Annotated in this window: 32 protein-coding genes and 1 pseudogene; 26 read left to right on the top strand and 7 right to left on the bottom strand. The window is 51.8% G+C overall.

The window, feature by feature from the left end; all coding sequences use genetic code 11:
• Positions 1–169: 169 nt before the first annotated feature.
• Positions 170–1,393 carry a methyl-accepting chemotaxis protein gene (locus tag MV421_RS03510; RefSeq protein ID WP_297503760.1) on the top strand — a complete coding sequence of 408 codons (1,224 nt, stop codon included), beginning with the start codon at positions 170–172 and terminating at the stop codon, positions 1,391–1,393.
• A gap of 4 nt (positions 1,394–1,397) precedes the next feature.
• Positions 1,398–1,838: a chemotaxis protein CheW gene (locus MV421_RS03515; RefSeq protein ID WP_297503763.1), complete on the top strand. Its 441-nt coding sequence runs from the start codon at positions 1,398–1,400 to the stop codon at positions 1,836–1,838.
• 20 nt (positions 1,839–1,858) lie between these two features.
• Here the strand turns inward: MV421_RS03515 and MV421_RS03520 are convergent, their stop codons facing one another.
• Entirely contained in the window at positions 1,859–2,944 is a 1,086-nt protein-coding gene (locus MV421_RS03520; protein WP_297503766.1) for a hypothetical protein, read from the bottom strand.
• 348 nt (positions 2,945–3,292) lie between these two features.
• Between MV421_RS03520 and MV421_RS03525 the strand changes: the two genes are divergently transcribed.
• From MV421_RS03525 to MV421_RS03600, 17 genes and pseudogenes are all read left to right on the top strand, one after another.
• Entirely contained in the window at positions 3,293–3,622 is a 330-nt protein-coding gene (locus MV421_RS03525; RefSeq protein WP_297517841.1) for a helix-turn-helix domain-containing protein, read from the top strand.
• A 10-nt stretch (positions 3,623–3,632) separates the two neighbouring features.
• On the top strand, positions 3,633–4,586 hold the full coding sequence (locus MV421_RS03530; protein WP_297417268.1) for a class I SAM-dependent methyltransferase: 954 nt from the start codon (positions 3,633–3,635) through the stop codon (positions 4,584–4,586).
• A gap of 174 nt (positions 4,587–4,760) precedes the next feature.
• Positions 4,761–5,396: a flagellin gene (locus MV421_RS03535; RefSeq protein ID WP_297417069.1), complete on the top strand. Its 636-nt coding sequence runs from the start codon at positions 4,761–4,763 to the stop codon at positions 5,394–5,396.
• 16 nt (positions 5,397–5,412) lie between these two features.
• Positions 5,413–5,739 (top strand): annotated as a pseudogene (locus MV421_RS03540) (archaellin/type IV pilin N-terminal domain-containing protein); the annotation flags it as partial.
• Positions 5,740–5,895: 156 nt separating this feature from the next.
• Positions 5,896–6,378, top strand: coding sequence for a hypothetical protein (locus MV421_RS11030; protein ID WP_297417265.1), 483 nt, complete (start codon positions 5,896–5,898; stop codon positions 6,376–6,378).
• Positions 6,379–6,429: 51 nt separating this feature from the next.
• The gene (locus tag MV421_RS03545; protein ID WP_297417066.1) at positions 6,430–7,095 is read left to right on the top strand and encodes a flagellin; all 666 of its coding nucleotides are present in this window, start codon (positions 6,430–6,432) and stop codon (positions 7,093–7,095) included.
• A gap of 9 nt (positions 7,096–7,104) precedes the next feature.
• Positions 7,105–7,749 (top strand): flagellin, encoded by a 645-nt coding sequence (locus tag MV421_RS03550; RefSeq protein WP_297417063.1) that lies wholly within the window; start codon positions 7,105–7,107, stop codon positions 7,747–7,749.
• A 13-nt stretch (positions 7,750–7,762) separates the two neighbouring features.
• Positions 7,763–8,245 carry a flagella accessory protein C gene (locus MV421_RS03555; RefSeq protein ID WP_297417262.1) on the top strand — a complete coding sequence of 161 codons (483 nt, stop codon included), beginning with the start codon at positions 7,763–7,765 and terminating at the stop codon, positions 8,243–8,245.
• Positions 8,246–8,248: 3 nt separating this feature from the next.
• The gene (locus MV421_RS03560) at positions 8,249–9,730 is read left to right on the top strand and encodes a FlaD/FlaE family flagellar protein (protein ID WP_297417060.1); all 1,482 of its coding nucleotides are present in this window, start codon (positions 8,249–8,251) and stop codon (positions 9,728–9,730) included.
• 27 nt (positions 9,731–9,757) lie between these two features.
• Positions 9,758–10,282, top strand: a complete 525-nt coding sequence (locus MV421_RS03565; protein WP_297417057.1) for a flagella — start codon at positions 9,758–9,760, stop codon at positions 10,280–10,282.
• Positions 10,282–10,770 carry a flagellar protein G gene (locus tag MV421_RS03570; RefSeq protein ID WP_297417259.1) on the top strand — a complete coding sequence of 163 codons (489 nt, stop codon included), beginning with the start codon at positions 10,282–10,284 and terminating at the stop codon, positions 10,768–10,770. Before MV421_RS03565 ends, MV421_RS03570 begins: the two co-directional genes overlap by 1 nt.
• A 33-nt stretch (positions 10,771–10,803) precedes the next feature.
• Positions 10,804–11,502 (top strand): ATPase domain-containing protein, encoded by a 699-nt coding sequence (locus MV421_RS03575; protein WP_297417054.1) that lies wholly within the window; start codon positions 10,804–10,806, stop codon positions 11,500–11,502.
• 1 nt (position 11,503) lies between these two features.
• The gene (locus MV421_RS03580) at positions 11,504–13,147 is read left to right on the top strand and encodes a type II/IV secretion system ATPase subunit (protein ID WP_297417051.1); all 1,644 of its coding nucleotides are present in this window, start codon (positions 11,504–11,506) and stop codon (positions 13,145–13,147) included.
• A 10-nt stretch (positions 13,148–13,157) separates the two neighbouring features.
• Positions 13,158–14,891: an archaellar assembly protein FlaJ gene (flaJ, locus tag MV421_RS03585; protein WP_297417048.1), complete on the top strand. Its 1,734-nt coding sequence runs from the start codon at positions 13,158–13,160 to the stop codon at positions 14,889–14,891.
• A complete protein-coding gene (locus tag MV421_RS03590) occupies positions 14,888–16,837 on the top strand; it encodes a hypothetical protein (protein WP_297417045.1) in 1,950 nt (649 codons plus the stop codon). The genes flaJ and MV421_RS03590 overlap by 4 nt, the downstream gene beginning before the upstream one ends.
• Before the next feature lie 60 nt (positions 16,838–16,897).
• On the top strand, positions 16,898–17,548 hold the full coding sequence (locus MV421_RS03595) for a protein-L-isoaspartate(D-aspartate) O-methyltransferase (protein WP_297417042.1): 651 nt from the start codon (positions 16,898–16,900) through the stop codon (positions 17,546–17,548).
• A gap of 40 nt (positions 17,549–17,588) precedes the next feature.
• A complete protein-coding gene (locus MV421_RS03600) occupies positions 17,589–18,212 on the top strand; it encodes an HAD-IB family phosphatase (protein ID WP_297417039.1) in 624 nt (207 codons plus the stop codon).
• Positions 18,213–18,363: 151 nt separating this feature from the next.
• Here the strand turns inward: MV421_RS03600 and MV421_RS03605 are convergent, their stop codons facing one another.
• The gene (locus tag MV421_RS03605; protein WP_297417036.1) at positions 18,364–19,578 is read right to left on the bottom strand and encodes an A24 family peptidase C-terminal domain-containing protein; all 1,215 of its coding nucleotides are present in this window, start codon (positions 19,576–19,578) and stop codon (positions 18,364–18,366) included.
• Positions 19,579–19,587: 9 nt separating this feature from the next.
• Entirely contained in the window at positions 19,588–19,752 is a 165-nt protein-coding gene (locus MV421_RS03610; protein ID WP_297417033.1) for a class III signal peptide-containing protein, read from the bottom strand.
• 87 nt (positions 19,753–19,839) lie between these two features.
• Here MV421_RS03610 and MV421_RS03615 point away from each other — a divergent pair, with 87 nt between their 5' ends.
• Both MV421_RS03615 and MV421_RS03620 read left to right on the top strand, forming a co-directional pair.
• Positions 19,840–20,184, top strand: a complete 345-nt coding sequence (locus MV421_RS03615) for an ASCH domain-containing protein (RefSeq protein WP_297503258.1) — start codon at positions 19,840–19,842, stop codon at positions 20,182–20,184.
• A gap of 5 nt (positions 20,185–20,189) precedes the next feature.
• Positions 20,190–20,759 carry an ASCH domain-containing protein gene (locus MV421_RS03620; protein WP_297417256.1) on the top strand — a complete coding sequence of 190 codons (570 nt, stop codon included), beginning with the start codon at positions 20,190–20,192 and terminating at the stop codon, positions 20,757–20,759.
• Here the strand turns inward: MV421_RS03620 and MV421_RS03625 are convergent.
• Positions 20,740–20,970, bottom strand: coding sequence for a hypothetical protein (locus MV421_RS03625; RefSeq protein WP_297417026.1), 231 nt, complete (start codon positions 20,968–20,970; stop codon positions 20,740–20,742). The two genes, MV421_RS03620 and MV421_RS03625, sit on opposite strands and share 20 nt — an antisense overlap.
• 213 nt (positions 20,971–21,183) lie before the next feature.
• On the opposite strand from MV421_RS03625, the gene MV421_RS03630 reads away from it, so the two are divergent.
• A complete protein-coding gene (locus tag MV421_RS03630; protein WP_297417253.1) occupies positions 21,184–21,891 on the top strand; it encodes a TIGR02253 family HAD-type hydrolase in 708 nt (235 codons plus the stop codon).
• Positions 21,892–21,987: 96 nt separating this feature from the next.
• Here MV421_RS03630 and pgsA read toward each other — a convergent pair whose 3' ends face one another.
• The 3 genes from pgsA to MV421_RS03645 are packed head-to-tail and all read right to left on the bottom strand — an operon-like array spanning position 21,988 to position 24,700.
• Entirely contained in the window at positions 21,988–22,551 is a 564-nt protein-coding gene (gene pgsA / locus MV421_RS03635) for an archaetidylinositol phosphate synthase (protein ID WP_297417023.1), read from the bottom strand.
• A gap of 12 nt (positions 22,552–22,563) precedes the next feature.
• Positions 22,564–23,097 carry a tRNA (cytidine(56)-2'-O)-methyltransferase gene (locus MV421_RS03640; protein WP_297417020.1) on the bottom strand — a complete coding sequence of 178 codons (534 nt, stop codon included), beginning with the start codon at positions 23,095–23,097 and terminating at the stop codon, positions 22,564–22,566.
• A gap of 4 nt (positions 23,098–23,101) precedes the next feature.
• Positions 23,102–24,700, bottom strand: coding sequence for a transglutaminase domain-containing protein (locus MV421_RS03645; protein WP_297517846.1), 1,599 nt, complete (start codon positions 24,698–24,700; stop codon positions 23,102–23,104).
• Positions 24,701–24,749: 49 nt separating this feature from the next.
• Between MV421_RS03645 and MV421_RS03650 the strand changes: the two genes are divergently transcribed.
• From MV421_RS03650 to MV421_RS03665, 4 genes are all read left to right on the top strand, one after another.
• Entirely contained in the window at positions 24,750–25,529 is a 780-nt protein-coding gene (locus tag MV421_RS03650; protein WP_297517856.1) for an S-adenosyl-l-methionine hydroxide adenosyltransferase family protein, read from the top strand.
• A gap of 99 nt (positions 25,530–25,628) precedes the next feature.
• The gene (locus MV421_RS03655) at positions 25,629–25,817 is read left to right on the top strand and encodes a hypothetical protein (RefSeq protein ID WP_297517850.1); all 189 of its coding nucleotides are present in this window, start codon (positions 25,629–25,631) and stop codon (positions 25,815–25,817) included.
• Between the two features lie 7 nt (positions 25,818–25,824).
• Positions 25,825–26,187, top strand: coding sequence for a PIN domain-containing protein (locus MV421_RS03660; RefSeq protein WP_297417011.1), 363 nt, complete (start codon positions 25,825–25,827; stop codon positions 26,185–26,187).
• A partial coding sequence (locus MV421_RS03665) for a nicotinamide-nucleotide adenylyltransferase (protein ID WP_297517854.1) occupies positions 26,180–26,553 on the top strand: 374 nt, incomplete at its 3' end. The genes MV421_RS03660 and MV421_RS03665, both read left to right, overlap by 8 nt.

The following is a 26,553-nucleotide window of genomic DNA, read 5'->3' on the forward strand; positions in this document are numbered from 1 at the left end:
GCCCGGCATAAAAATCTTTATGTGTAGATGGTTGTGTAGGTGCATAGGTAGGCCATTACGCCGCGCTTTGCTATTAACATAACGCGTATAATAGGTTATTATCTACATGCGAAAATCTTTTATCTATTGCCATTCATTGATAGATAGTGAGATACCGGAGGTGCACCCCATGAATCGCATTACAGTAATCACTTCGGTAGCTTCAGTTTCCATCCTTACACTCCTCGGTGCCCTTTGGTCGCCCCTCGCGGGACTCGCCCTTGGACTTGCTTCCGTCCTTCCCGTTGCGTTCTACGTAATGCGCCCCGCTGAGGGGTCTGGAGATGCTCTCACAGCCGTCGAAAAGCTCCTCCTCGGTGAAACACCCGACCTCTCAGGGTTTGATCGGAACACTACTGAGAGACTCCTCAAGATCGAGGACGCCATAGATGCAATAAAACGCCGGAGGATTGAGGTGAGGCATGAGGGTGCACCCAAAGGACTTGAGGAGGCACTAAATGCCTTTGAAGAGGTGCATCAGAAGCTGTCCTCCCTCGTTCCTTCATTGAGTATTAACATGGATGCTGATGAAGCGGATGTTGGTGGTGTCCTTGAGAAGGAGCGCTCAACCATCGCTGAACTTGGCGATTACATTCAGACGCTGACCGCTGGTATAGAAGAGATGAACACCCAGTCCCAGGCCCTCACGGATTACGCCCTCGAAACTGCCAACATGGCCGAGAAGGGCAAGCAGATTTCCGACAACGTGGCCCTCAACGTGGCGAGCATCAACGAAGTTAACCAGGACATGGAGCGGGCCGTCTCCATTTTACTCGAGCACTCCAAGAGGATAGGCGAGATAGTAGAGGTGATTGGCAATATAGCAGAGCAGACAAACCTTTTAGCATTGAATGCGGCCATCGAGGCGGCGAGAAGCGGTGAGCACGGGAGAGGATTTGCCGTTGTGGCGGAAAACATAAGGGAGCTTGCGGATCAGTCCAAGCAGTCCACTGACCAGATAGCAAACCTAGTTATGGACATGAAAGAAAGCATAGACACCGTTGTAAGTTCGATAAAGCAGGAGTTCAAAGTGACGGAGGAGATAAAAGACGCCGTTCAGGAGCTTATAGCGGCCTTCGACGATATAGCGAGGCGCGCCAACGAGACGGCGAACATGATAAAGGAACTGTCAGACAGCATCGAGGGACAGGCCCAGTCGGTTCAGATGCTCATGGACACCCTAGACGGGGTTTACTCCCTCCAAGACGAGGTCTCGAACGCCATAACGCCCGTGGTGGGATCTTTCTCTGGAGTTCAGTCAAAGCTCGATGAAATACGAAACGGTCTTAAGGACCTTGAACGCTCGATAGTTGAGTCGAGGGAAATCCTTGAAAAAGTTGCAGCCCGGAGGTGATTGGATGGCCGAAATTCAGGTCGTGGCTTTTATGGTTGGAAACGAGGAGTTCTGCCTTGACATATCGAAGGTCCGGGAGATCAAGGAGATGCTGCCCATAACCCGCGTTCCGAACTCGCCCGACTTCGTCGAGGGTGTTATAAACCTCCGCGGGCAGATAACTACCGTCGTCAACCTCAAGAAGCTCCTCGGCTACTACGATCCCGATGACGACCTCTCCACGAAGAAGATAATCATCGCGGAGGTAAAGGATGAGGTTATAGGCATAATAGTGGACTCCGTCTCGGATGTCATAACCCTTACCGACGAGCAGATCGACCAGCCGCCCAAGACCCTCAGCAGTAGGGTCGATATCCGCTACATAAAAGGCATCGCCAAGATAAACGACGGGGAAAGGCTCCTCATAATGGTGGACCTCGACAAGCTCCTCGGGGACGAGTTTTGAGCTGACCCCGTCTCCTGGTCTCAGAGAAGGTCGAGCTCCCTGAGTATCTCCTCGACGTCCTTTTCTTTTGATGACTCCGGTGGTTTTTCCACTTCACCCTCTGCACCGAGCTTCAGCATCAGCTTTTGAACCTGCTCCTCGAGTTTCCTCAGCTGTTCAAACTGGTACCTTAGCTTCTCGTAGAACTCTTTCTCGACAGGCGTGACAGGAATCGGCTCTTTGAGCTCCTCGGCTACTTCGTCAAGCCCCCCTGCAAGCTCGTAGACGATGTGGTGTATCTGGATGAAGCTCCGCTCGGGATTAAGCTCACGCTCCTTTCCGTCGTGTGTGACCTTCATTGGGAGATTGAGGCGCTTTACCCTAACGATGATATCATTGAACGTCACATAGACGCTTTCATCCGGTATTGAGACGATGGCCAGCTTGCGCAGGTTCTTCAGGAGTTCCACAAGGTTCTCCTTAAGCTCCTCGAACTCCCCGTCCCCCTGCCCTGTGAGCACGTAAACCTTCGCTATGTCCCTCATTGAGAGGAGCGCCCTCTTCGCCTCTGCCATCCCAGCGCTCAGTTTCTCTGGCTGTAATGTTATGCTCGCCTTTATGACCTCAAGGAACTCATCAACTTCAGTCTTCTTCCTTCTCTCTATCGCGTCTTCGAGGTGCTCTATCTCCTCCTCAAGCTCCTCTAGTAGCTCCCTCTTCAGCTCTTTCTTGAGTTCGTCCTCTGTCTTCGTAAGTTCCTCTTCAAGTGTATCTACCTTGGAGCTGGTCCTTTCAATCTCCCTCTTGACGTTGCCTATCTCGTAGTCGACTTTGGTCTCAAGCTTCCGGTAGTCCTTTAGAGATTTTTCAATGCCCTTGAGTTTCTCTTCGAGGGACTTCATCTTCTGAAGAAGTTCAGTGTTTTCACCCCCTTTTGGAGAAGGTGGGGTTCTAACGGCCCTTATCTGTGATTCAAGCTCGTTTTTCATCTTGTTTACTTTATCCTCAAGCTCGCCGACCTCGGAGCGCAGCTCAAAATGCCTCGCGAGAACCTTGTCCGTAACATCCTTCACGTAATAGGCCAGCAGTGCTGCAATCCCTGCCGTGACGGCGAGCTCGATTATCATCCATACCACCTGGCTTTAGTCAAGTAGTTTGTGGCACCATGGTATTTAGATTTTATGCTCTTCATCATGTTTGCTGGAGGTCAGAATGTGTTCATCGTGGTTGGAAATTATCCATTCCATTGTGAAGTCCCTTCTTATGAAGTATCATGTTCAAGTTGTGGGTGAAAATTCTACGATTAAGTTAAAAATACCAATAGCAAATCCTTATAACATAACCGAAAACGTTATATATTATTCAATACTACTATGGCCCACGGAAGTGTTGCATTGATATCCTAGTGACTATCAGTGGTTCTAATCACGCGCTTAAGCTGTTGCTTTGAAGTCTGATTTTGGGAGGGGGGAAGGATGAACACAGTGATTGTTGATCCGCAGGTACTGCGCTCCCTGCACCGTAGTGAACTTCGGAAGAAGATACTGATGTACCTGAACGAGATACACCCCTCTGCCACGTACCTTTCGGAGATAGCGCGGGTCGTTGGCTCGGACCCGTCCAACGTCAGGGGTGCGCTCGTGGGCCTCGGGAACAGGTACAACGGTGAAAGCTCCCTGGTCTATCTTGGTCTCGTGGAAGAGGTCTCCAACAACGGCTTTAAGTACTACAAGCTGACAGATTACGGGAAGACGGTCGTTGAATACCTCAAGGAATACCACCGCTATTACAGGAGGTTCATGTGAGGTGGTGAAGATGAATCCCGTTGATGCCGTCGATGCCAACGTTGAGCAGATGGTTAAGTTTTCGGTTTTCGGCCTCATCAGTCTGGGTACTAAGCACGGTGTCTTCTCGCTTTTGGCCCATGGTCCGACGGTTCAGGAGCTTATAGACAATCTCGACCTGCCAAACAGGCACCTTCTCCTCAAGTTCATTGACACCCTCAGGGCACTTCATATGGTCGAGGATAAGAACGGAAGGCTTCAGTTGAACGGCTTCTCCTACACCTTTCACGTGCCTGACGAGAAGTATGACCTGCTCGTGCCAGACTGGGTGCCGATATTCGAGGAGATAAACCGCATGGTGGACTACGCCTTCATAACTCCCGTCCATCCACACGTCCTCATGGACTTCGACAAGGACGCGGATTTCTGGGACATGCGTATGAGTACGCGCTTCTCAAGGCTCTACCGCGAGGCTATGGCTCAGGTTGCTGGCCTTAGGCCCGGGATGCAGGTACTTGAGGTTGGGTGCGGTTCTTATGCCCCGGTCCAGTTTGGTGAAATGATAGGTTATAACGGCTTCTACCTCGGCGTGGACTACTCTCCTGCGCTCTTGGAGATAGCTAGGGCGAGGGTTGAGGACAGGAACCTTCCCGTTGAGTTCAAGGAGATGGACGCCAAACTGATAAGACCTGTTAACGAGTACAATGTGGCCTTCATTAGCTTCGTCCTCGAGTACATCTCGGACTACCAGAAGGTCCTAACCGCCACCATGGAGACCCTTAAACCGGAAGGCAGGATGGTCGTCCTCGAGCCGTTTAGGGACTCCTTCCAGCACGTTCAGGCGCTTGAGTTCTTTGAGGGCCTCAACAAGGACTTCGTTAGCTTCCCATCCGCAGAGGAAGTCAAGAACGCGATTCTCAGTGAGGGCTTCGACGTCGAGATAAGCAGGCCATCGAGGAGCATGCTCGTTTTTAGAAAGATGTAAATTTTTGATTTTTTCTCCGGATTTACCCTCTCTTATCTCCTCTTGTTTATTTTCTACCCTTCGCATACCTACATATGCACCTACACAACCACCTACACCACTAAGAACAAAAAAGGGCTTTATATTCACCCGGCGTAACCCATAACGCAAATAACCCTAGGGGGTGTATGGGGAATGAAGGCTAGGAACAGGAGAGGTGCCGTTGGTATTGGCACCTTGATTGTGTTTATCGCCATGGTTCTCGTGGCGGCAGTAGCTGCAGCAGTGCTTATTAACACGAGTGGGTACCTGCAGCAGAAGGCTTCCAGCACCGGCAGGGAGAGCACTGAGCAGGTTGCCAGCGGCATCCAGGTCATGCAAGTCACCGGATACAACAACGGAAGTGGCATAACCAAGTTGGCTATCTATGTCACGCCCAACGCTGGAAGCACCGGCATCGACCTTAACAACACCAAGATTCTTCTCAGCAACGGAGTTGTCCAAGGCATACTTAAATGGGGTGGCAGCAGCCTATACAACAACAGTGTCACTGGGGACATATTCACAGCGGGATCAGCTTGGCCCACCAGTGCCACTGAGTTTGGTATCATAGTGGTCCAGGACTATGACCACAGCGTTAGCAACACCACGCCCACTATGAACCAGGGAGATATTGTTATCCTTACCGTTAACTCCACCGCACTGTTTGGCAGCCCAATTCCTGTGAGGACGCACATTACTGGTAAGGTTGTTCCGGAGTTTGGTGCTCCGGGTGTCATTGACTTCACCACGCCCAGCACCTACACCACGGAGGTAGTGAACCTGCAGTAAAGGGGGTGTATGGGGAATGAAGGCTAGGAACAGGAGAGGTGCCGTTGGTATTGGCACCTTGATTGTGTTTATCGCCATGGTTCTCGTGGCGGCAGTAGCTGCAGCAGTGCTTATTAACACGAGTGGGTACCTGCAGCAGAAGGCTTCCAGCACCGGCAGGGAGAGCACTGAGCAGGTTGCCAGCGGCATCCAGGTCATGCAAGTCACCGGATACACTCCGAACAAAGTCGACATTACCCGGCTTGCAATCTACGTCACCCCCAACGCTGGTAGCGCGGGAATTGACCTGAAGAACACTAAGATAATTCTCAGCAACGACAACATTCAGGCCATGCTTGATTACGGGAAGGGACACAACTATACTGGGCTTTCCGTGCCTTTTGTCACCAACAGCAGTTACATCTACGCGAACGCCAGCGCGCTCTTCAATGCCCTCGGAATAGACCCGACCAAAGTCTATTCAAACCTCAGCATAAACTGGAACAACTACTACATCAACATGAGCGCCCTCGAGAAGGCTGGAGCGATAACCTTTACCAACAACTCAGCAAACATAACCTCAGTCTACGTTACCAACTACCAGTACGCCAAGGGTCCAGTCGATAACATCTTCCTGGACGCCCTTGGAGATGAAGCTAGCACCCAAGTCGTTAACGGTACCGTAAACTCCACTGCCAACACTATCGCGATAACCACGACCTACACAATTAATTGGCCCAGCTACATCTGGAGCGCCCTTGGAAATGACAAGTACGGTATAATAGTCGTCCAGGACTACGACGGAAGCGTTACCCAATCGACTCCAACCCTTGACAAGGGTGACATAATCATCCTAGGAGTTAACGCTGGGGATCTCTTTAGTGGCGGCATTCCTGTGAGGACACACATTACTGGTAAGGTTGTTCCGGAGTTTGGTGCTCCGGGTGTCATTGACTTCACCACGCCCAGCACCTACATCACTGAGGTCATTAGCCTGCAGTGATTCTCTACCCTTTCCCCTTTCGTTCTTTGATGGTTTTCAGGAGGTGGTGCTATGCGTAGGGGATCAATAGGCATCGGCACGCTCATCGTCTTCATTGCACTAGTGCTAGTGGCGGCAGTAGCTGCAGGGGTTATCATCGGCACCGCTGGTTACCTTGAGCAGAAGGCTCAAGCTGCTGGCAGACAGACAACTCAGGAAGTCGCGAGCGGACTTAAAGTCACTAACATCTACGGCTACACCAACACCACCCCACCGAGCAAGGGCACCATAACCAAGATGGCGATATTTATATCACCAAACTCTGGAAGCGAAGGGATCGATCTCAGCAACGTTAAGATAGTCCTCAGCGACGGCGTTAAGCTTGTCGTGTACAACTACAGTGGAATACTCTACCATGGGGTCATAAACGGCCTTTTCAACGGCACGAACATTAACAGTGAAGTATGGGACAACGCGAGCCTTACGAACACTTCCTTTGCCATAGCCGTCATTCACGACGGGGCCAGTCAGATGGATGCCAACCATCCCAATCTCGAATGGGGGGACATGGTTGCACTGCTCATCAAGACAACAATATTCCAGGCAGACAACGGCGAACCAGGAATAGGCCCTGCCACTAAGATGGTGGGTAAGGTGATTCCCGAGGTTGGCGCCGCGGGAGTGATAGACTTCACAACGCCCGCCACGTACAACTACAATGTGATGGTGCTTCAGTGAGGTGAGAACATGAGGCGTGGTGCCATTGGTATTGGAACACTCATCGTCTTCATTGCTATGGTCTTAGTAGCGGCAGTGGCCGCGGGGGTGCTGATAAGCACCAGCGGTTATCTCCAGCAGAAGGCAATGGCCACGGGCAGGCAGACAACCCAGGAAGTTTCAAGTGGCATTCAGGTTATGAGTATCTATGGCTACGTCAACAACTCAACACCGACGGTTGCCAATATCACCAAGATGGTCATATACGTTGCACCCAACGCGGGTAGTGGGGGCATAGACCTCAGCAACGTCAAGATAGTCCTCAGCGACGGTAGGACTATGGCGGTCTTCAACTACAACTCCAGTGCGTTTTACAATGGAACAATTAATAACATATTCAACATCACCACATGGAGCAATGTAACTGGCACTAACTTTGGTGTTGCAGTGGTCAGGGATTTAGACAGGAGTATGATAGGAAATCCAGTCCACCCGGTTCTTAACTGGGGAGACATAGCAGCCCTATTGGTTAACGTTACAGAATTTGGCAATGGGAAAGGCATTCCACCGGCCACGCACGTGACGGGTAAGGTCATCCCGGAAAACGGTGCGGCCGGAGTGATAGACTTCACAACCCCACATGCATACACCCAACAGATTATAGGGCTCCAGTGAGGGGGTGGCGTCCATGGCACTTGATTTCCTCTCATCTTTGTTCAAGAAAAAACCCAAGGAAGAATCATCCACCCCCTCGGAGACTGAGCCCGTCTTCGAGGAGGAGCTTGAGGAACAAGTTGGGAACAGAGAGGAGAACGAACAACTGACCCAGATACAGGAAAGAATAACGGAGATCGAGAACGACATCCCCAGGATAAAGATAAGCATTGACACGATAAAGAAGCAGATGCAGGAACTTAGGGATGACATAGACAGGCTCGACAAGACCATCAAGGACGTCATGATGCTCTATGAGGTCATCAGTCAGGAGATAAATCCATTCAAGGAGCAGATGAGCCAGGAAAACCCGCTCACCAGTGAGATTCAAGACCTCCGGAAGGAACTGGAAGACTTAAAGCTTGAGATCGCGCAGATAAAGAACGACATCAAGGTGCTCGCCGGCTACGGCGTGGACCTCGACTCGATAATCTACGAGGTGCTTGCGGAGGTGTGACCCGTGGAGATGGCCAGACTGGTTACAGAGGCTGACATCAACGCAAAGCTGGCGGAGTTGAAGGGCAAGGTCCCAACGGTGGTCATCAATGACCTCCGTGAGAAGCTCATCGCCAGGAAGGACAACCTCACCTATGAGCAGCTTGACAAGATCGTTCAGAAGGTCCTCGACACCTACGGCAACCAGGCAACAAAGTACGAACAGCTCAACAAGCGCGTTGACGAGCTTGGCAAGAGGCTCAGCGACCTCGGCATGCAGCTGACGAGGCTCGTTGAAACCCTCGAGAGCACCAAGTTCGAAGTCCAGGGGAAGAAGGCTGAGAAGGTCTCCCAGAAGGTTGAGGAAGTCCACAGCAAGATAGGGAAGCTTGAAGAGCTTCTTGGAGGTGGAGAAAGGGAGGAGGCTTCCTCCGGGCTTACAGATAAGCTCGATGAACTCCACAGGAAAGTGGAGGAGATAGCTGAAAAGGTCGAGGAGAAGTCCGCGGCAGAGAAGCTTGAAGAGGCCCAGGAGAAGCTTGAGGAACTCCAGAGCAAGATAGCCGCCGGCGAGGAGGTCAGCGAGGAGGAGCTTGCCGCGGCGGAACAGGCCGTTGCGGAAGCCCAAGAGGAAGCAACCATTCAAGTAGAGGCTCCTGAAGAAGGTGAAGTTTCAGAAGTTCCAACTGAAGAAGCCCCTGCTGAGGAAGCGGCCGTCAAAGAGGCTGAAGTTACAGAAGAGCTTAAGGCAGAAGAGGTCCCGCAGGAGGCAGAGGTTGAGGAAGCCACAGTTGAGAGCGTTGAGCTTCCGGAAGAGGAAGCTGTCGAAACCGGGACAGAGAAAATTGAAGTTCCCACAGAAGAAGTCTCCGAGGTGCCTGGGGAGATGGAGGAGGTACAAGAAGCCCTTGAGGAGGTTTCGTCCGAACTGCCGGAGGAGGTCTTGGCTGAGGGAATAGAGGCCGCCCCCGAAGAGGTGGCCAAGGCTGAGGACGTTTCGGAAGTTTCGCTTGAAGAGGTTCCCGCTCATGAGGTTGAATCTGTGGAGAAAATCAAAACTGAGGAAGGTGGTGTTGAGATGGCCGAGAAGATACAGATACCTGAGGACATTGCAAACCTGCTCTTCGAGGAAGAGCCCAAGAAGGCAAGACTGGAAAAACTCCCCGAGGATATCGTTTCCACCATGATATCCCTCAAGTGGCTCGGATTCCTCATCGACAGGGTAGGCATACAGAACCTTGAGAGGGTCCTCGAGTTCTACTATGAGATAGGTTGGATAAGCGAGGAAGTGCTCAACCAGCTACTCCGCTACGCCAAGGGCACCAGACCGCACCACAGGGACCCGGAGTGGAAGCCTGCTGAGAAGCTCACCGTCCAGGACCACCTCATAAGCCTGCTCTTCATCGAGAGGCTTAGGGGGCTTAAGATAAACAGGAACGTCCTTGACAAACTTGAAAGAGAAATCAAGATGCTGGAGAAGACTCTAGACGAGTTCTACGGTATCTGAAGCACCATAAACGGGGAGGGGCGGTTAATGGGGTTCAGTGTATCAGCGAGCGCAGCGATAATCTTTATTTCCTTTTTGGTAGCTGCAAGTACCCTCTACACAGCTTGGGATAACAGTTACACAAACGTCCAGGCCGCCCGGGAGGACTGGTATAACCTTAAGCTTTCGCAGCTTAACACCCTAGTTGATCTGAATGGGACTCTAGGAGCGGCATCCATAGATGATACAGACAAGGTCTATAATGTGACTCTATATATCGAGGACTATGGTTCAACCATGTATGTTAAGGGCTGGAGTGCTGTGTATGATGGTTACTACAGGACTATATACAACGTTAGCGACGATAACGTTGGTTTCCTCAAGAATTACACATACGTTCTTCCTGGGGATACTCTGTTATTAAATGTTACAAATATCCCCCTAGACAGTACACATCATAACTTGACAGTAATCTTTGACAACGGTTGTTGGCTCAGGATTGGCTGGTATTACAATGGCTCAGCTGTGTTAATCACCGACAGGGAGAATGGATGTCCGACGGAGGTGAGCTGATGGCCGCGGGAGGGCCTGCAAGTGAGTTGATAATGTTCATAGTTGCAGTCATAGTTGCCGGGAGCGTCGCTGGTGCCTTGGCCTACGTCACAACAGACATAGCCCACGGGATGAATTACAGGGGTACGTTGCTGGCGGATCAGCTCAGGACCGACTTCGCGATAATCAACGATCCAAACAACATACCACATTCAAACCTCTCTGCACAGCCGGTTAACTACACGTTTTACATCAAAAACATAGGCAAAATCGCGTTCCCCTTCAGTCAAGACTCCGTCCAGGTACTGCTTAATGGGATCATGATTTCTCCCTCTAACTTGACTTTCCTCGACCCTCAAACCGGGGCCGAGATAAACACACTCCAGCCATATGAAGTGGGTGCGGTGAACGTCACGCTCGGGAATGCTCTCACGAGCGGCGATGACTACACCTTGACGGTAGTGCTGAGCAATGGTGAGAGGAGGAGCTTCGTGTTTAGGGCGCCTTAAGGCCTAAAATAACACTGTCAGCGGGTGATCACCTTGGTCGAGGAACTGCTAAAGATTGAACTCAAGGGCGATGAGCTTCACAGGCGCCTTGGGGGTGGCATACCCGCCGGCACCATCATGCTGGTCGAAGGCGACAGGGGTAGCGGTAAATCCATCTTCGTCCAGAGGCTCCTCTACGGTTTCCTCATGAACGGCTACACCGCGAGCTACATCTCGAGTCAGTACACCACCGTCGAGTACATAAAGCAAATGGAGTCCATTGGTTATGGTATAATCCCTTTTTTAATCCGGAAGAAACTCATATTCGTCTCTCTTTACCCACTCCTCACCGGTGTGAGTGAGAAGAGGAAGTTCCTGAGCAGACTCTTTGGCGAGCCTCGTCTCTGGGAACCGGACATTATGATAATTGATTCATTCTCGTCCCTCCTCTCCAGGGAGCAGGACTCAGGTTCCGTTCGTGACTTCCTTCTCTATGTCAAAAAGATGGCCTCCCTTGACAAAGTGATAATCCTCACCGCCAACACCGAAGAGATAGACCGCGATTCCCTCTTCGTCCTTGAGGAAGCGTCCACCATGCTCCTTCGCCTCAACGTGAAGGTCTTCGGTGGTGATCTGAAGAACTCGGCAACGATAGTCAAGTACAACAACGCAAAGGGTATCTTTCAGAAGATTATTCCCTTCCGCGTCGAGCCTAAGGTCGGGCTGATAGTAGAGATCGCGGCGGTGGTGTGATATGGCACAGGCGTTCAGCGACACCCTGGATGAGGCTATGGCAAGAAACCCGCACCTCAGAAGGTACGTTGACCAGTTTAGGAAGAAGTACGGAAAGATGCCTGAGTTCTACGCCCAGCTCAGCAGGGACATGAGTGACATAATGTACCCCAATATACTCTACCCTGTCGGCGATCCTATATTCATCCACATCTTCGCCGACCCCGCCACTGCTGAGAAGAGGTACATCGTGATAGAGCCTCGCGTTGAGAGCAGGGAAGAGGAACAGAAGTACAACAGGATACGTGACAAGATACTCGAGTTGGCTCCAACTAGAAACATCCCAGACGAACAGGAGGAATTTGAGCGTTTTCTGGATGCCCTATTCGATGAGGCGGTTCTGGCGCTGGTTAAGGGCGGCAAAGGTGGGGGACTCCTAGGGAAGGGTGAGAGGTTCACCATAACCAAGGAGGAGATGGAGAAGTTCCGCTACCTCATTAAGCGCGACATCATAGGAATAGGTCCCCTCGAGCCGATAGCTAGGGACCCGTACATTGAGGATATCCACATCATCGGAGCCAATAACGTCTCCCTGGTTCACAAGATATTTGAAATGGTGCCGACGAACATAAGCTTTGGCGACGACGTCAATCTTGCCGACTACTTCAAGAACATGGCCGAGCGCATAGGCAGGCCGGTCAGCGACAGGACGCCCATTGTTGACGGCGCCCTTCCCGACGGCTCGCGTATTAACATCATCTACTCGCCGGACATATCCATCAAGGGGCCGAGCGCAACAATCCGTAAGTTCTCTGCAACGCCGATAAGCATAGTTCAGCTGATCGGCTGGGGAACGCTAAGCGCTGAGATTGCTGCTTACCTTTGGATAGCCCTCGAGTACGGGATGAGCGTTTTTGTCTGTGGGGAGACCGCATCTGGTAAGACGACACTCCTCAACTCGCTCATTCCCTTCATCAAACCGGGTTCGAAGGTGTATACCGCCGAGGACACCCCGGAGGTTCATGTCCCACATCCCGTCTGGCAGAGGCTCATCACCCGTGAGAGGGGTCCCGAGGAGAGTAGGGTTACGCTCTTCGACCTGCTGAAGGCGGCACTGCGTTCGAGGCCGAACTACATCATCGTCGGTGAGATCCGTGGTGCTGAGGGGTCAATAGCCTTCCAGGCAATGCAGACCGGTCACCCGGTCATGTCGACCTTCCACGCCGGTGACATCAAGAAGATGATACAGCGTTTCACCGGCCACCCGATAAACGTCCCTATAACCTTCATTGACAACCTCAACATAGCCGTCTTCCAGCAGGCGGTCTACGTCAAGGGCAAGTTCCTGAGGAGGACGATAAACGTCGTCGAGATTGAGGGATACTACGAGGAGCTGGGCGGTGTCGCCACGAGAAACGTCTTCGAGTGGGACGCGGTGAACGACAAGCACATCTTCCGCGGTTTCAACAACTCATACATCCTTGAGAATAAAATAGGAGAAATCGCCGGCTACGAGGACCCAAAGGAGATATACAACGAACTGTTCCTGCGCGCGAGGATCCTGCAGAGGATGGTCGAGCTTGGCATAACGAACTACTGGGACGTTTACAGGGAGATCAAGGCCTTCTATCAGAGGGGTATCGAGGGCCTGAGCTTTAGGATCTGAGGTGATTCCCATGGTAGAGGAGAAGATCAGCATCTTCACCAAGGCAGACCTCGACATGAAGACGTACATTCACAAGATACTCATACCTTACATGGGGATCTCGGCCCTCCTCTTCATAGCCGTCGGCGCTATGACACTGTTTATCTACATCCCTAAAGCGCTTAAGGTCCTCCTCTTCCTGATACCGGTTATCCTAATGGTATACGCGGCGGTGTATCCTTACATAACCGCCGATTCGAAGAAGATATCCATCAACTCCAAGATGCCATACTTCATCACATATTTCGCGGTTCTCTCCACGAGCGAGATGGGTCGTTCTGACCTCATTGCGGTTCTGGCGAAGGATCCCAAGCTCGGATCCATAGCAGGCGAGCTCAAGAAGGTTCACACCGTTGTCAATAAGCTTCACCTCTCGATGCCAGAGGCCTTCCGCTTCCTCGCTAGGAGGACTCCAAGTCAGATTTTCGCCGATTTCCTCGACAGGTTAGCGTATTCCCTCGACAGTGGTGTCGACCTCAAGGAGTATCTGTTCCAGGAGCAGCAGACGGTTATGGATGATTACCAGACCTTCTACGAGGGCGCACTCTATGACCTTGACGTTTTCAAGGAGATATACGAATCGATAATCATCTCCGTCGTTTTCGTTGCTTCGTTCGTTATCATCGGGCCGCTCATCACCGGCCTTGACCTTGGCACTATGGGTCTCTATGCCATAGCCATGACCCTCGCGGCAGAGATAGGAATCCTGCTCATCGTTAAGCTCAGGATGCCCGATGACCCAATATGGGCACAGGTGAGGGAGGGAATAGCCGACCCGCGTAGGGAGAGGACAAAGAGGGCCGCCATCTACTCCTTCCTTGCTGTCTTTATAGTGGCCCTGTTATACTTTATCGCCATAAAACCTCGCTTTAACATACCCGATCCATTCGTTTTGGCCATTATTCTTACGCCCGTCTTCTATGTTGGGAACGTTGTCAGCAAGGAGGAGGCATCAATATTCCGGAAGGATGAGAACTTTCCAGCTTTCATAAGGAGTCTAAGCTCCTCCCTGGCGGCGAGCGGCGCTTCCCTTGTTCTCGTCCTTAAGTACCTCAGTGCCCACGACTTCGGATCGCTCACCGAGGATATCAAGGCCCTTTACAGGCGCCTTGCAATCCGGGTTGACAGGGATAGGGCATGGGATTTCTTCATAGCCGGAACTGGGAGCTGGCTGGTCGGGATCTTCTCCGAGATATTCCGCGAGAGCCTCAGGATGGGTGCTGAGCCTGACTACGTTGGCCTCGTCATAAGCAGGAACTTCGAGAGGCTCGTCCGCCTCAGGAGAAAGAGGCAGCAGAGCATAGCGAGCTTCATCGGCATAATCTATGGACTCACGGGGGCCTTTGCCTTCTCCTTTGCAGCGTCCTTTCAGGTGGCGGTCTCAATAAGTCAGCTCTTCTCACAGATGAACATCCCCTCGGAGTACATAGGGAACATAATCCATGTTATCCCATCTTCGGGAATAACGTTCCTTATGTATCTAATGCTTGCCATGATGGTCATGCATTCGCTCCTTTCGGCCATGGTCATAAAGCTCGCCGACGGTGGACACATCCTCGGAACCGCGAGGTATTTCGTCATACTAGCATGGATATTCGCAGTTGGAATGTACCTAGGGCAGGTGCTGATGGCCAAGATGATGAACATAGGTGGGGGAGGAACCACCACACAGCTCTTCCTCCACCTTCTGGGGGTGATGGGATGAGAAGGCTCGTAGCGTTCATGACACTCATCATGCTGTTTGTTTCCATATCCGGGATGGTAGTTGCATCCACCTTTAGTGGATGGGTTGAGGTTCCGGGGTTCATAAAGATTGGTAATACGACCGTAGAACTCCAAGACATCTCCTACAGAGACGGTTCACTTTTAGGGGAACTTTACACGGGTTCCTCCTTCAAGGATTTTGTTCTTGGTCCCGGGAAGTCAATTTATATCAATGGTGTAAACATAACCTACATTCGGGCATTGGTCGATGGGCGTTCTCTAGCTCTTGTTAACGCCACTTTTCCATACGTGTTCCCAGGTGAGAACGTAACCTTTGGTAATTACACAATAAGCCTCGTCTCGGTCAGTGGGTCAGGTGCCAAAGTGAGGATTTCAGGTTATAACACTTCCAAAGAGTTTATCTCCAAGGAGTTCACGTTTGGCCATGTTCGTGTATCCCTCTCCGCTTACCCGCAGGTATTTAACGGTTATATCAAGCGAGGTGACAACGTCACAGTTCAGGGTCATACGCTAAAGTTTGTTAATGCGACTGTGGAGAATACCAGCAGTGGGTTTATCGAGAAGGTGTACTTCTCATACGATGGTAGAATCTACCCTATTGACGTGGGAGATGAGAAGGACATAGGTGTGTTCCACGTTAAGGTTAAAGATTTAGTCGGGATTGAGTATGCTGACATCTCAGTCAATCTCCGGGGGGTCTCCCTTGATATTGAGACCGTACCTGATGAAGTTTTCAAGCTGTCTCCCGGCCAGAGCCAGAGGGTTGGTCCGTATCTGGTTACTTACGACTACAACTTTGGCGGGGCAAAGATTTCGATTCGTAATCCCTGTGGACAGGTGCTGAAGAGCGGGAAACTGACCCTTGGTCCTGTTTCATCTTTCCTTTACTATGGTGGGGTTTCCATTGGACTTGAGAAGTTTTCGTCCAACAGTACGGCGACCTTCTTTGCCCTCATTGATAAATCCGCCATACCCAACGTCACCAAGGTTGCAAACCTCCGCATTGATGTATCCACTAATAGTGCCAAGCAGTATGTTCCAATAAAGGCTAAGGTCTCCGTCAAAAACACTGGCACAGTCACCCTTTCAAACATCTCACTCAAATTCGTCCCAGAGGCGGGGGCCAGTGTTGTCTCAGGGGGTAACATGTTCATTAAAAACCTTAAACCCGGTGAGAGCAAGAGCTTCGATGTTACGCTTATACCGGAGATTTCGGGCAACGGCACCCTTGGGTACGTGGAGGCCTCGGTAGTGGCGCCTTTTGAACTTGCCTGTGGTGGGTTCACGGTTCTGAAGTTCCGCTCCAATGAATTGTATGTTTCGGTGTCTCCGTCAACAATGAGTTATTCACTCCTTGTGAATGCCCCGAAAAGGGTTCAGGTGTACCACCCAGTTAACATATCCATAACTGCAATCAATACTGGTGACGTTTCGGTTCCTACCAATATAACCGTGAAGGTTCCCAGGGGTGTTGCGGTTAAGCCGTCCAAGGGCTTTGTATCAATAGGTAGCCTTATGGTGGCACCCCTTAAGTTATCTCCGGGGAATAATACGACTCTAACCTTACAAGTCATTCCTTACATGGATGGGGTTAGGACATTTGAGATCAAAGCTGTAACATCAATAGGAACTATAAACTCCACGGCAATCGTTCTAAACGTGGGGAGCCATCCCAATAACAGCACTGTAACCGTAACCGAGACGAAAACGGTCACCGAGTCCTGCAACGCCACGTCCAATCTTACAGCAATCACGAAAACCGAGACTCTGACCAGAACATCCACCCGGACATTTACCAAAACTACCACAACCACCTCCAAAGTGCCGTATACTCCTCTGAGTTCCAAGGCCCTCTGGGGTAGTGTTGGCTTTGTCTTGGGTTTCCTTTTCGTTGTAATGCTGGCATGGTACCAGGCCCGTAGGTAGCGGCCACACGCCCCCTCCCCTTTTATTTTCTTTGGCAGATGGGCATAGGGGGTACCGTCTATGGACCTTAATGCCCTGTGGCAGAAAACGGTTGAAACACTAGCTGAGGAGGGCATAATAAGGAGCGACAAGGTGAGGAGGGCTTTTCTCAAGCACCCACGCTACCTTTTCGTGGAAGAGCGCTATCGTGCTTATGCTCACGTTGATGAGCCCCTCCCTATTCCCGCGGGGCAGACGGTAAGCGCGCCCCATATGGTGGCAATAATGCTTGAGCTGACGGAGCTTGAGTCTGGTATGAAGGTTCTTGAGATCGGTACGGGAAGCGGGTGGAACGCCGCTTTAATAGCCGAGATCGTTAAGACCGATGTTTACAGCATCGAGAGAATTCCAGAGCTGGTCGAGTTTGCCAGACGGAACCTCAAGCAGGCAGGAGTTAAGAACGTCCAAGTCTTCCCTGGCGATGGAAGTATGGGCTTCCCGCCGAGGGCACCCTACGACAGGATAATAGTCACCGCGGGGGCGCCGAAGATTCCGGAGCCCCTCGTCGAACAGCTTAACCCCTGCGGGAAGCTGGTAATCCCGGTCGGGGGCTGTCACCCCTGGCAGGACCTCTACATCGTCGAGAAAACCGTGAAAGGCGAGGTCAAAAAGAGGCGCTGGGGGAAAGTTGCATTCGTGCCCCTCATAGGCGAGTACGGCTGGAGGGAGTAGGCTTTTAAGCTCTCAGACAGCCTTTCTTTAAGGTGATAACATGGTCAGGCTCATCTCTTTTGATCTCGAGGGGACGCTCGTTAAATCCGTCTCAGGCTGGGTTGAGCTGCACAAACGCTTTGGAACGTGGGAAAAGGGTATGAAATACGCCGAGCTTTTCTTCTCTGGGAAGATAGGCTACGTTGAGTGGGCTGAGCTGGACGCCTCTCTCTGGAGGGGTCACACGCGGGATGAAATCCTCGAGTGGGCGAACTCAGTTGAGTATATGGACGGCGCAGAGGAGCTGGTGGAGTTTCTCAAACAGAACGGCTTTAAAATATCCATTCTCTCCAGCGGGCTTATGTGCCTCGCCGGGAGGGTAGCGAGGGAGCTCAGCGTCGATTATGTCTTTGCGAACGAGCTGATATTCGACGAGAACGGAGTGATTACGGGAAAAGTTAACCCAGTCGTCGACTTCAAGAGTAAAGGTGCCATTCTGCGCGAGCTGAAGGAGGAGCTGAGGCCGGAATTAACGGTGGCGGTCGGCGACGGCTACAACGACGTAAGTATGTTCCGGGAGGCAGACGTTGCGATAGCAATAAAACCCCACGATGGCGTTGAGGGCGACCACAACGTCGAGAGCCTCCGGGAAGTGGGGGAGATTATAGCCGGCCTCCTGAAGTGACGGGGTCTGGGAAGGGCATGCTCATCACTCGTCAGCAAAGCAAAAGCTCGTCATCCCCCTGTCGGCTCGGTCGGAACCCCCGGTTCACGTTTCCCCGGAGAGGGCAGGCGCCGGGCCGGTGATTAAAGTAAGGAGCAGAAGGTTAAAAAGCCTAACTGAAGCCCGCAACCCTGAGGACGAGCCACCAGAAGACATCGCCCCAGAAATAAGCCATCAGGAAACCGATGAAGAGTGCCGGCGCGAAGGGCATGGCCTTCTTCCTCAAAAAGCTGTTCTCAAGCTTTCCCTCTTCTACCAGTTTTCTGAGTTCCTCAATCTGTTCCTTCGCCAGGCCTTCGGCAGTGGGAGACGCTATTACTCTCCCGCGCTTTGGCTTCAGTATCGATGTGTCAAGCTTTGCAATGGCCCGCTTGAACCTTCCAAAGGCACCCTCCCTGTCCCTCAGTATCTCCCCGTTGAGTTCGTGGATGGTCTCCCCCAGGATGTCCCACTCCTGAAGCCTTTCAACGGGAACTTCCTCCATGAGGACCTCCGTACGAAGGTACTTAACGGTTGAGATGAGAACTTTGAACGTGTAGAGAACCACGAACATCCTCCAAGAGACATTGAAGGCCGTTACTGGGTTGCTGTAAACCAGATACGCCAAACTTAGAATACCTACTGCGTTTCCAATCGCTTTAAACTTTGAGAACACCAGCAGGAGAACGAGACCGAGAACCCAGAGGGTGGCTGAGTTACTGAAGCCGGTTGTGGCTATCGCCTCTTGGATTCCCAGGATACCTATGAGCCAGATCCAGAACTCCGCCGTTATCTTCAGGCCACCTGTAAAGACATCACCAAGCTCGTGGAATTTCCCCCTGATGGCCAGAACCGCGAGTGCGTAGACTAGGATGAAGGGGAAAACCGCAAGGATGCTGTTGAAGAGTATCGCGAGGGAGTACAGGGGCAGGGCCCGGCCGTATGGGGGGATGACGCTTGCTGTCTTCGGTGCAAAGGGCAGGAGCGCCGAAAACGCGGCGAGAACCACAACGTCTCCGCTCGCCCAGGCCCCCAGGTAGTAGAACATTATGCCGAGGATAAAACCCACGACGAGTCCAATAACCCCAGAGAGTGCGAGGAGGGTGTTTCCCCCCTTAAGTCCAAGGTAGGCGTAGTAGAGGATTCCACCTTCCGCGGTGGGGATTATTATTTTATCTATCCACTTTGGGAGGTCCACTTCCCCACCATCCTCCTCCCAGCTGAGGAGCTTCCCGATGAGTGTAAGGGTGGGAAAAGCGTGGTTGTCAAAGATAAAGCCAGTCTTTATGTCGGTGTAGGACGTCAAAACTCCTGCTAACAGGCCGAGAATGAGCGGAACCGTCCACATGATTCCACCTCACAGGTTCTCAAGAAGCTGTCTCCTGACCTGCGTCGTGTAGTTGCTCACTGCTCTGTTAAGGTCGTAAACGCTGTTCATGATTACCTTTACGGCTACTGCTACCAGAATCAGAACCGCCGCCAGCATGAAGAGATACTCGAGCGCCCCCTGTGCCCTTCGCATTTTCTACACCTGATTGGATTTCACCTCAAAGGATTTAAAGTTTCCGTCGGCCTTTTAAGCGGGGATGAGGATTGAAGGGTGGTAAAGATGAGGGTTTACAGACTTCGTGTTCGCGGTGAATATCTGGACTACATAAAGTCTGGTAAGAAGAGGACAGAGGTTCGCGTCGCCTACCCGCAGCTTAAGGGTATAATCCCCGGCGACAAGATAATCTTCAACGACGAGGTTCCCGCGGTGGTTACTGACGTTAAGGCCTACGAGACCTTCCGCCAGGTTCTCCGAGAGGAGCCGATAAAGAGAATCTTCCCAGACGAGCCGGGTTTTGAGAGGGCCGTAAAGCGCCTCCGCAACCTCTATCCAAAGTGGAAGGAGAACCGCTACGGCGTGATCGCAATAAGGTTCAAGCTCGTTGGTGAGAACGGTAAACGGTGATGGTTGTGCGCCATCTCGAGTTCGACGGACGCTATGCAGAGGCAATACTAAGCGGGAAGAAAAGGGCAACGGTGAGGCTCGGCAGGAGGCCAGGATTACACCCCGGCGACGAGGTTCTCATCCACTCCGGTGGCTACGCGCTTGGGAGAGCAGTGGTAGAGATGGTGGAAACCAAAACGGTGGGGGGGCTGACCGGTGAGGATGCCCTCCTCGACGGCTTCTCCACTAGGGATGAGCTTATACAAGCCCTCAAGACCCACTACAAGTACGTCAATGACGACTCCACTGCCCATGTCATCGTTTTCCGCCTTGTTGAGCGCTTTGATAAGCCGGTCATGAGCTCTGACTACGCCTACGAGGGTAACAAACCTGTGGAGATAGCGGAGATGGCATTGGAGCATCTTGACCTCCCCGAAGAGGATAGAAAACTCATCGAGCTGTTCCTCAAAACGGGAAGCCTCAGGAAGGCCTCCTACAGGCTCGGTGGTATGAACAAGAGATATATGATTAGGGACGCCCTCAGGAAGGCCTATGAAGAACTGAAGAGGATGGGCCTTATGGAACCGAGACTTTGAGCGATTCGAGTATGGAAACGGTTTCCGTTCCCTCCACGTTTTTCTTGACGGCCGAAAGGGTAATCGGCATGAGCTTAAAGGTCCCTCCATTTATAGTTCTCCTGAGCTGGGACGCGAACTGATCCATCTCAAACTCATCCCGGAACTCCACCTTCGCTATGAAGTCGTACTCCCCGTAAAGCCAGTATCCTTCGGAGGGGAGCTTTTCCAAAACCTCGTCCCGGACGCCCCAGACGAGGAGTATTGCCTCGATTTTTCCTCACCCCCGTTCCTTTCGTTTCTGGAGCCTCGTGGTGCGATAAAAGCTTTTCCAAGTTTTTTCTATCGCACTGGCAGATTTCCGAAAGACCTTCGGTAGGATTTTGTCATTATGCCGGAGAAGAGGTTTTAACCTTACCCGCCAACTTACGATCAGGTGATTGGAATGAAGGCCGTCTTCTTTGACTTCGTAGGCACACTGATAACCAAGGTCGGGGAGAACATAACCCACCAGAACCTCGTGAGGGAAGTGCTCAGGCGAGCGAATAGGGAGGATTTGGACTACATCAAGGTCTGGGAGGAGTACGAGGGGGAGAGCTCGGCGCTCTTCAAGGAGCTGGCCGGAAAGCCCTACGTTAAAATTCGTGATGTGGATACGGAAGCGATGGGGAAGATCGCGGAGAGGTACGGCTTCTCAGTTCCCGAAGACTTCTGGGATATCAGCCTTGAAATGCACGCCCGCTACGGTGAGCTTTTCCCAGATGCAGTAGAGACGATACGGGCACTCAGAGACCTCGGCCTTCACGTGGGCATTATCACGGATTCAGACAACGACTATATAGAGGCCCATCTAAGGGCACTGGGAATTTACGACCTCTTTGATTCAATAACGACTAGTGAGGATGCGGGCTTCTACAAGCCCCACGGGAGGCCCTTCCTCCTGGCCCTGGATATAGCTGGAATTAAGCCGGGGGAGGCCATTTACGTTGGCGACAACCCTGCTAAAGACTGCATTGGGGCGAAAAACGTCGGCATGCTCAGCGTTCTCCTCGATCCGGATGGTAAAAAACGCAACCTCTGGGGAAATTGTGACTTCGTAGTTTCAAAACTTAGCGGGATCGTTGAAATCGTCGAGGGCTTAATGGAGAAATGAGGGGGTCGGCAACGGCAGGGCTCTTCATCGGCAAAACCTCGCCTAGCGAAATTGTCGTCATCCCCCGGTTTCTCTATTCCTCTGAGTTCCGCTTTCTCATTTGAGTCTCTGGTAAGCGACCCACATGCGCTGAAGGACAGTTATCCATGCTAGGATTCCAACAAGATAAACACCGTAGTTAACGTAGCCGAAGAGGGCAAAGCCGATGAGGATTAACAAACGCTCGGCTCTCTCCGCTATCCCAATGGCAAGCTTTCCCGAACCTGCAAGCTCAGCCCTGCAGCGCTCATAGCTCACCAGGTAGGCGCCCATGAATGTGAGGAACGCTATCCTCCAGCCCGCCAATCCCCCGGCGGCTATGCCAAAGAGCACCGCGCCATCGCTTATCCTGTCTGAGGTGGAGTCCAGGAAGGCCCCGAAGCGGCTCGTCTTCCCCGTCATCCTTGCTAGGGTTCCATCGAGCGCATCTATCAGAGAGCCTATGAGTAGAACCACCGCCGCCCAGAACTGCTCGTTCAGGTAGAAGAGGTACGCGCCCACTAGACTTATGAGAAGCCCGAGGACGGTTATCGTGTTCGGTGTCACCCCAGCTTTTGCAAGGGGTCCCACAATCGCCTCAAGGTAACCTCTGACATTCTCACGATAGTTGTTGAGAACCATTGAGACCACCGGTTAAATCTCGATTACCCGCTTTCCCCGTTCTTGGGGTACTATCCTGAGCCTTGCGTTCTTGAATTCTCTCCTCAGGCCCTCCCTGTTGAGAAGCCTGTCGAGAAAGACGGCCAGAGCCGCGACCTCGCTGTGGGGCTGGTTTCCGACGGCCACGTTGTAGTCTGCCATCTCGTAGACTTCCCTCGGAACCTTTTCGGCCCCGACGACTACTAGGAGGTTTCTTCTAGTTTCCATCTCTTTTATTATCATGGGCAGGGCATCGTCTATGTGAATCCCATACATTGTCAGGTGGGCTATTATCCCTCCCCGTTCTTTCCACTCGCGCAGTATCTTCTTCCAGCTGGGGTTGAACTCTATGGTGAAAGTCCCACCCCACCTTTTCACAACATCCTCCACACTCTCTTTAACGTGCTCATCCTCTTCAGCTGTGATTATGATTTTATCGGCCCCGAAGGCCCTCGCCGTTAAAGCGACGTGCGTCGTTATCCTCTTGTCCCTCTCAGGTCTGTGTCCGAGCCTGAGAACCTCTATCATTGAATCACCCCACGAATATCTTCCAGTAGCGCGTGAAGTTCTCGCTCCATTCCATATCCTTGTAGAACTCGTACAGGGCTTTTACGTTTTGCTCTATTTTCTCCGTGCTGAAGTCCTCAAAGGCCGCGTTTAGTGCGTCGTTGTTTGGCGCCGAGCTGAAGAGGAAAAGGGCATAGAGCCTTTCGTTGGGGTTCATGTCGTTCAGGACTATCATAAACTTAGACCTCAGTTGGGGTTTCAGTCTTGAACTCACTATCCTTATCAATCTGTCCTCTAAGTTTGCCATAAAATCTCCCGTCACGTCGATGTGTGCGTGCCCCTTCAATGTGGTGGGACTCTGGGCGACCAGACGGTAGCCCTTCTCAGTTATCAGCTGATATAGCCTCGGGAAGTAAGGACTCGCGAGATAGTCATCTATGTCGCCGATGAAAGAGTGTCTTAGGTCGATGATATACCACCCGTCGGAGGTGTAGAACTCAGTCATTGGTCTCATGGTGCAGTCCGTGCCGTTGTAAAGGGTTACGACCCTCGCTGGAATGTTTATTGAGCGGAGCATCGCGGTTAAGAGTATCTGGCCTTCCGCGTAGCTTATCCTCTTCTTGGTCATTATCTCGGAAGGTTTTAGGGTTGTGGTATTCCCGCCAAAGGTGTACTCGCGGGTTATCCAATCATAAATAAGCCCCGCTGCCTGGGTCTCCGATGTTGCACCCCGTATTAGTGCCAGCGTCTTCTTGCGTAGCAGTTCTCTGTTAAAGTCCGGTGTTGAGTTGTATTTCTTCGCCCAGTAGCCGTCGACGAGGTACTTGTCTGTTATCCAGTGGTACTCGAAGCCGTAGGCCTTCCTAAGTGTACTCGTGTTTGTGTTCCATGGTTCCCAGACGATCACCACCGGAAAGCTCGCGGCAGCGCTCCTGTCTACCCCACCGACGTTGTACTTGAGGATCGCGGAGATGTAACCGTTACGGTAGGCGTAGGGTGTTCTCACGACGTATCTCACCGACACCGTATCGCCTGGTCCAATCTCATCCGGAAGCGTTCCGGCACTCGTTATATTCATTCCCGGAAGGAGATCAAGCTTTAAGTTTTCCAGTATCACCTTGGTGTTCATTGTGTTGGTTATTTCAACCTTCACCGGTGAGATAGCTCCCCCATTCATCCTCCCGGGGGCGGTTATCCCTACCATTACCTCTCCGGTAGGGGGTGTCTTCTTTGAAACAACCACGCGAAACTGGTCGTAAAAGCCGGTCCACGTTCTCTTCAGCTCGTCAGTCAGCTCAAGAGAAAGCTTCATGTTGTATAAACCTGGTTTAACCGGCGCTCTGACTATCCAGACCAGCTGTATGACCTTCCCCACCGGCAGAACATCGGGGAATTTGGGTTCCTGGATTATCTCAAAGTTCCCGTTGCTGATTATGAGTGTCGCACCCGTCAGGCCGACCTTTCCGGTGTTGTTGACTGTGACAATAACGTGTAGTGTGCCTCCGGGGGTTACCGTGGTTCTGTCGAGCGAGAATGTGACCTCCGCCGGCGGCCTGAAGAGACAGCCTGAGGCGATTACGAGCAACAGTATGGAAACGGCCAGTAGTATCCGCTTCATCACCATCTTCCAAATCCTTTAAAGCCCAACCGTTAATAAGCTTTGGGTGATGGAGATGATAATCCTTACGACGGACTTCGGACTTAGGGGCCCCTACGTGGGTGAGATGAAAGCTGCAATGCTCAGGGTTAATCCAGACATAAAAATCGTCGACGTTACCCGCGCCGTGACGAGGCACTCCATAATCGAGGGTTCCTTCGTGATGGAGCAGGTCGCCAAGTACTCGCCAGAGGGAACGGTCCACGTTGGAGTTATCGACCCTGGCGTTGGAACTGAGAGGAGGGCCGTGATCATCGAGGGCGATCAGTGGTTAGTGACTCCGGACAACGGGCTGGCGACCCTTCCGATGAAGTGGACAAAACCCAGGAAGGCTTGGGAGATAGACCTTGAAAAGATCAGGCGGTTCACCGGCTGGAGGATCAGCTCGACCTTCCACGGTAGGGATGTCTTTGGACCAGCCGGGGCGCTCATTGAGAAAGGCGTTTCCCCTGAGGAGTTCGCCAGTGAGATTCCCCTCGACTCGCTTGTTAAGCTCAATTTGAAGCCGAGGAAAGAAGGCGGCATCTGGCATCTTCGTGTAATCTACGTGGACGACTTTGGTAACGTAATCCTTAACTTTGAGAACTATGGAAAGCCGAAGGCGGTAGAACTGCCTGATTTTGGCCTTAGAATACCCTATCACGACACCTATGGTCAGGTGAAGCCTGGCGAACTGCTTGCTTTACCCGGGAGCCACGACTACCTTGAGATAGCGGTCAACCAGGGAAGCGCGGGCGAGAGGCTTGACCTTAAGGTGGGAGACAAGGTGAGGGTAAGGTTAGTTCAAAAATCCTGAACGAAAAGTTCAAAAATTTTGAACATGACCAGTTTGAGTTAAGAAGGTTTATCAACCTTAAATCCAAAAACTTAATGGTGAGAGAAATCGGGGGAAATAATGATGAAGGTCTCAGTCCCGGATGGGCTTGAGGAGCTCTCTGAGAGGGAGTTAAAGACCCTCTCCACAAGCCTCTCAAGGCTGAAAAGAAAACCATCAGTCACCGTTGATTATGTCTTTGGCATTATGCCCTCAGAAAAATCGGCAAAAGAGATGAGGTTGGAGCTGTATGAGGAGCTATTTGGTTGATTCCTCCGTGATTCTTGAGGCCTTGAATGGAAATCTTGGGGCAAGGGAAGTGCTGAACGGTCTTGAGAACATCACCGGGAAAAGCTACCTCACGTTGAGGGGCAACAAAAAGGAACTTTTGACTCATAGAGCAAAGCTTCCCAAGCTTTACAGATTTCTTCGAGAAAATTTCGTCGAAGTCCCCCTGACCGAGGAGATAAGTGACCTGGCCTTCGAATTGATGACAAAGCACGCGCTTCTCCCAAATGATTCGCTGATTCTTGCCACTGCAAAGTTTTATGAGCTGACGTTGGTAACCCTTGACTCAGATTTTGAGGGGCCAGCCAAGGCGGAGGGAATTTCTCTATTCGGAGGTGAAACCGATGGTTAAACGTGCCCTCTTCGTGGGTAGGTTTCAGCCGGTGCACAACGGCCACATAAAAGCGCTGGAATTCGTTTTTTCGCAGGTTGATGAGGTCATAATAGGCATAGGAAGCGCCCAGGCGAGCCACACACTCAAGAACCCCTTCACGACGAGCGAGAGGATGGAGATGCTCATAAGGGCTTTGGACGAGGCAGGATTAACCAAAAAACGCTACTACCTCATCCCGCTCCCGGACATCAACTTCAACGCGATATGGGCCACCTACGTGGTCAGCATGATTCCGCGCTTCGACGTCGTCTTCACCGGCAACTCTCTAGTGGCACAGCTCTTCCGCGAGAAGGGCTACGAGGTGATAGTTCAACCCATGTTTAG

The organism is Thermococcus sp. (assembly GCF_027023865.1).
In the GTDB taxonomy this organism is placed as follows: domain Archaea; phylum Methanobacteriota_B; class Thermococci; order Thermococcales; family Thermococcaceae; genus Thermococcus.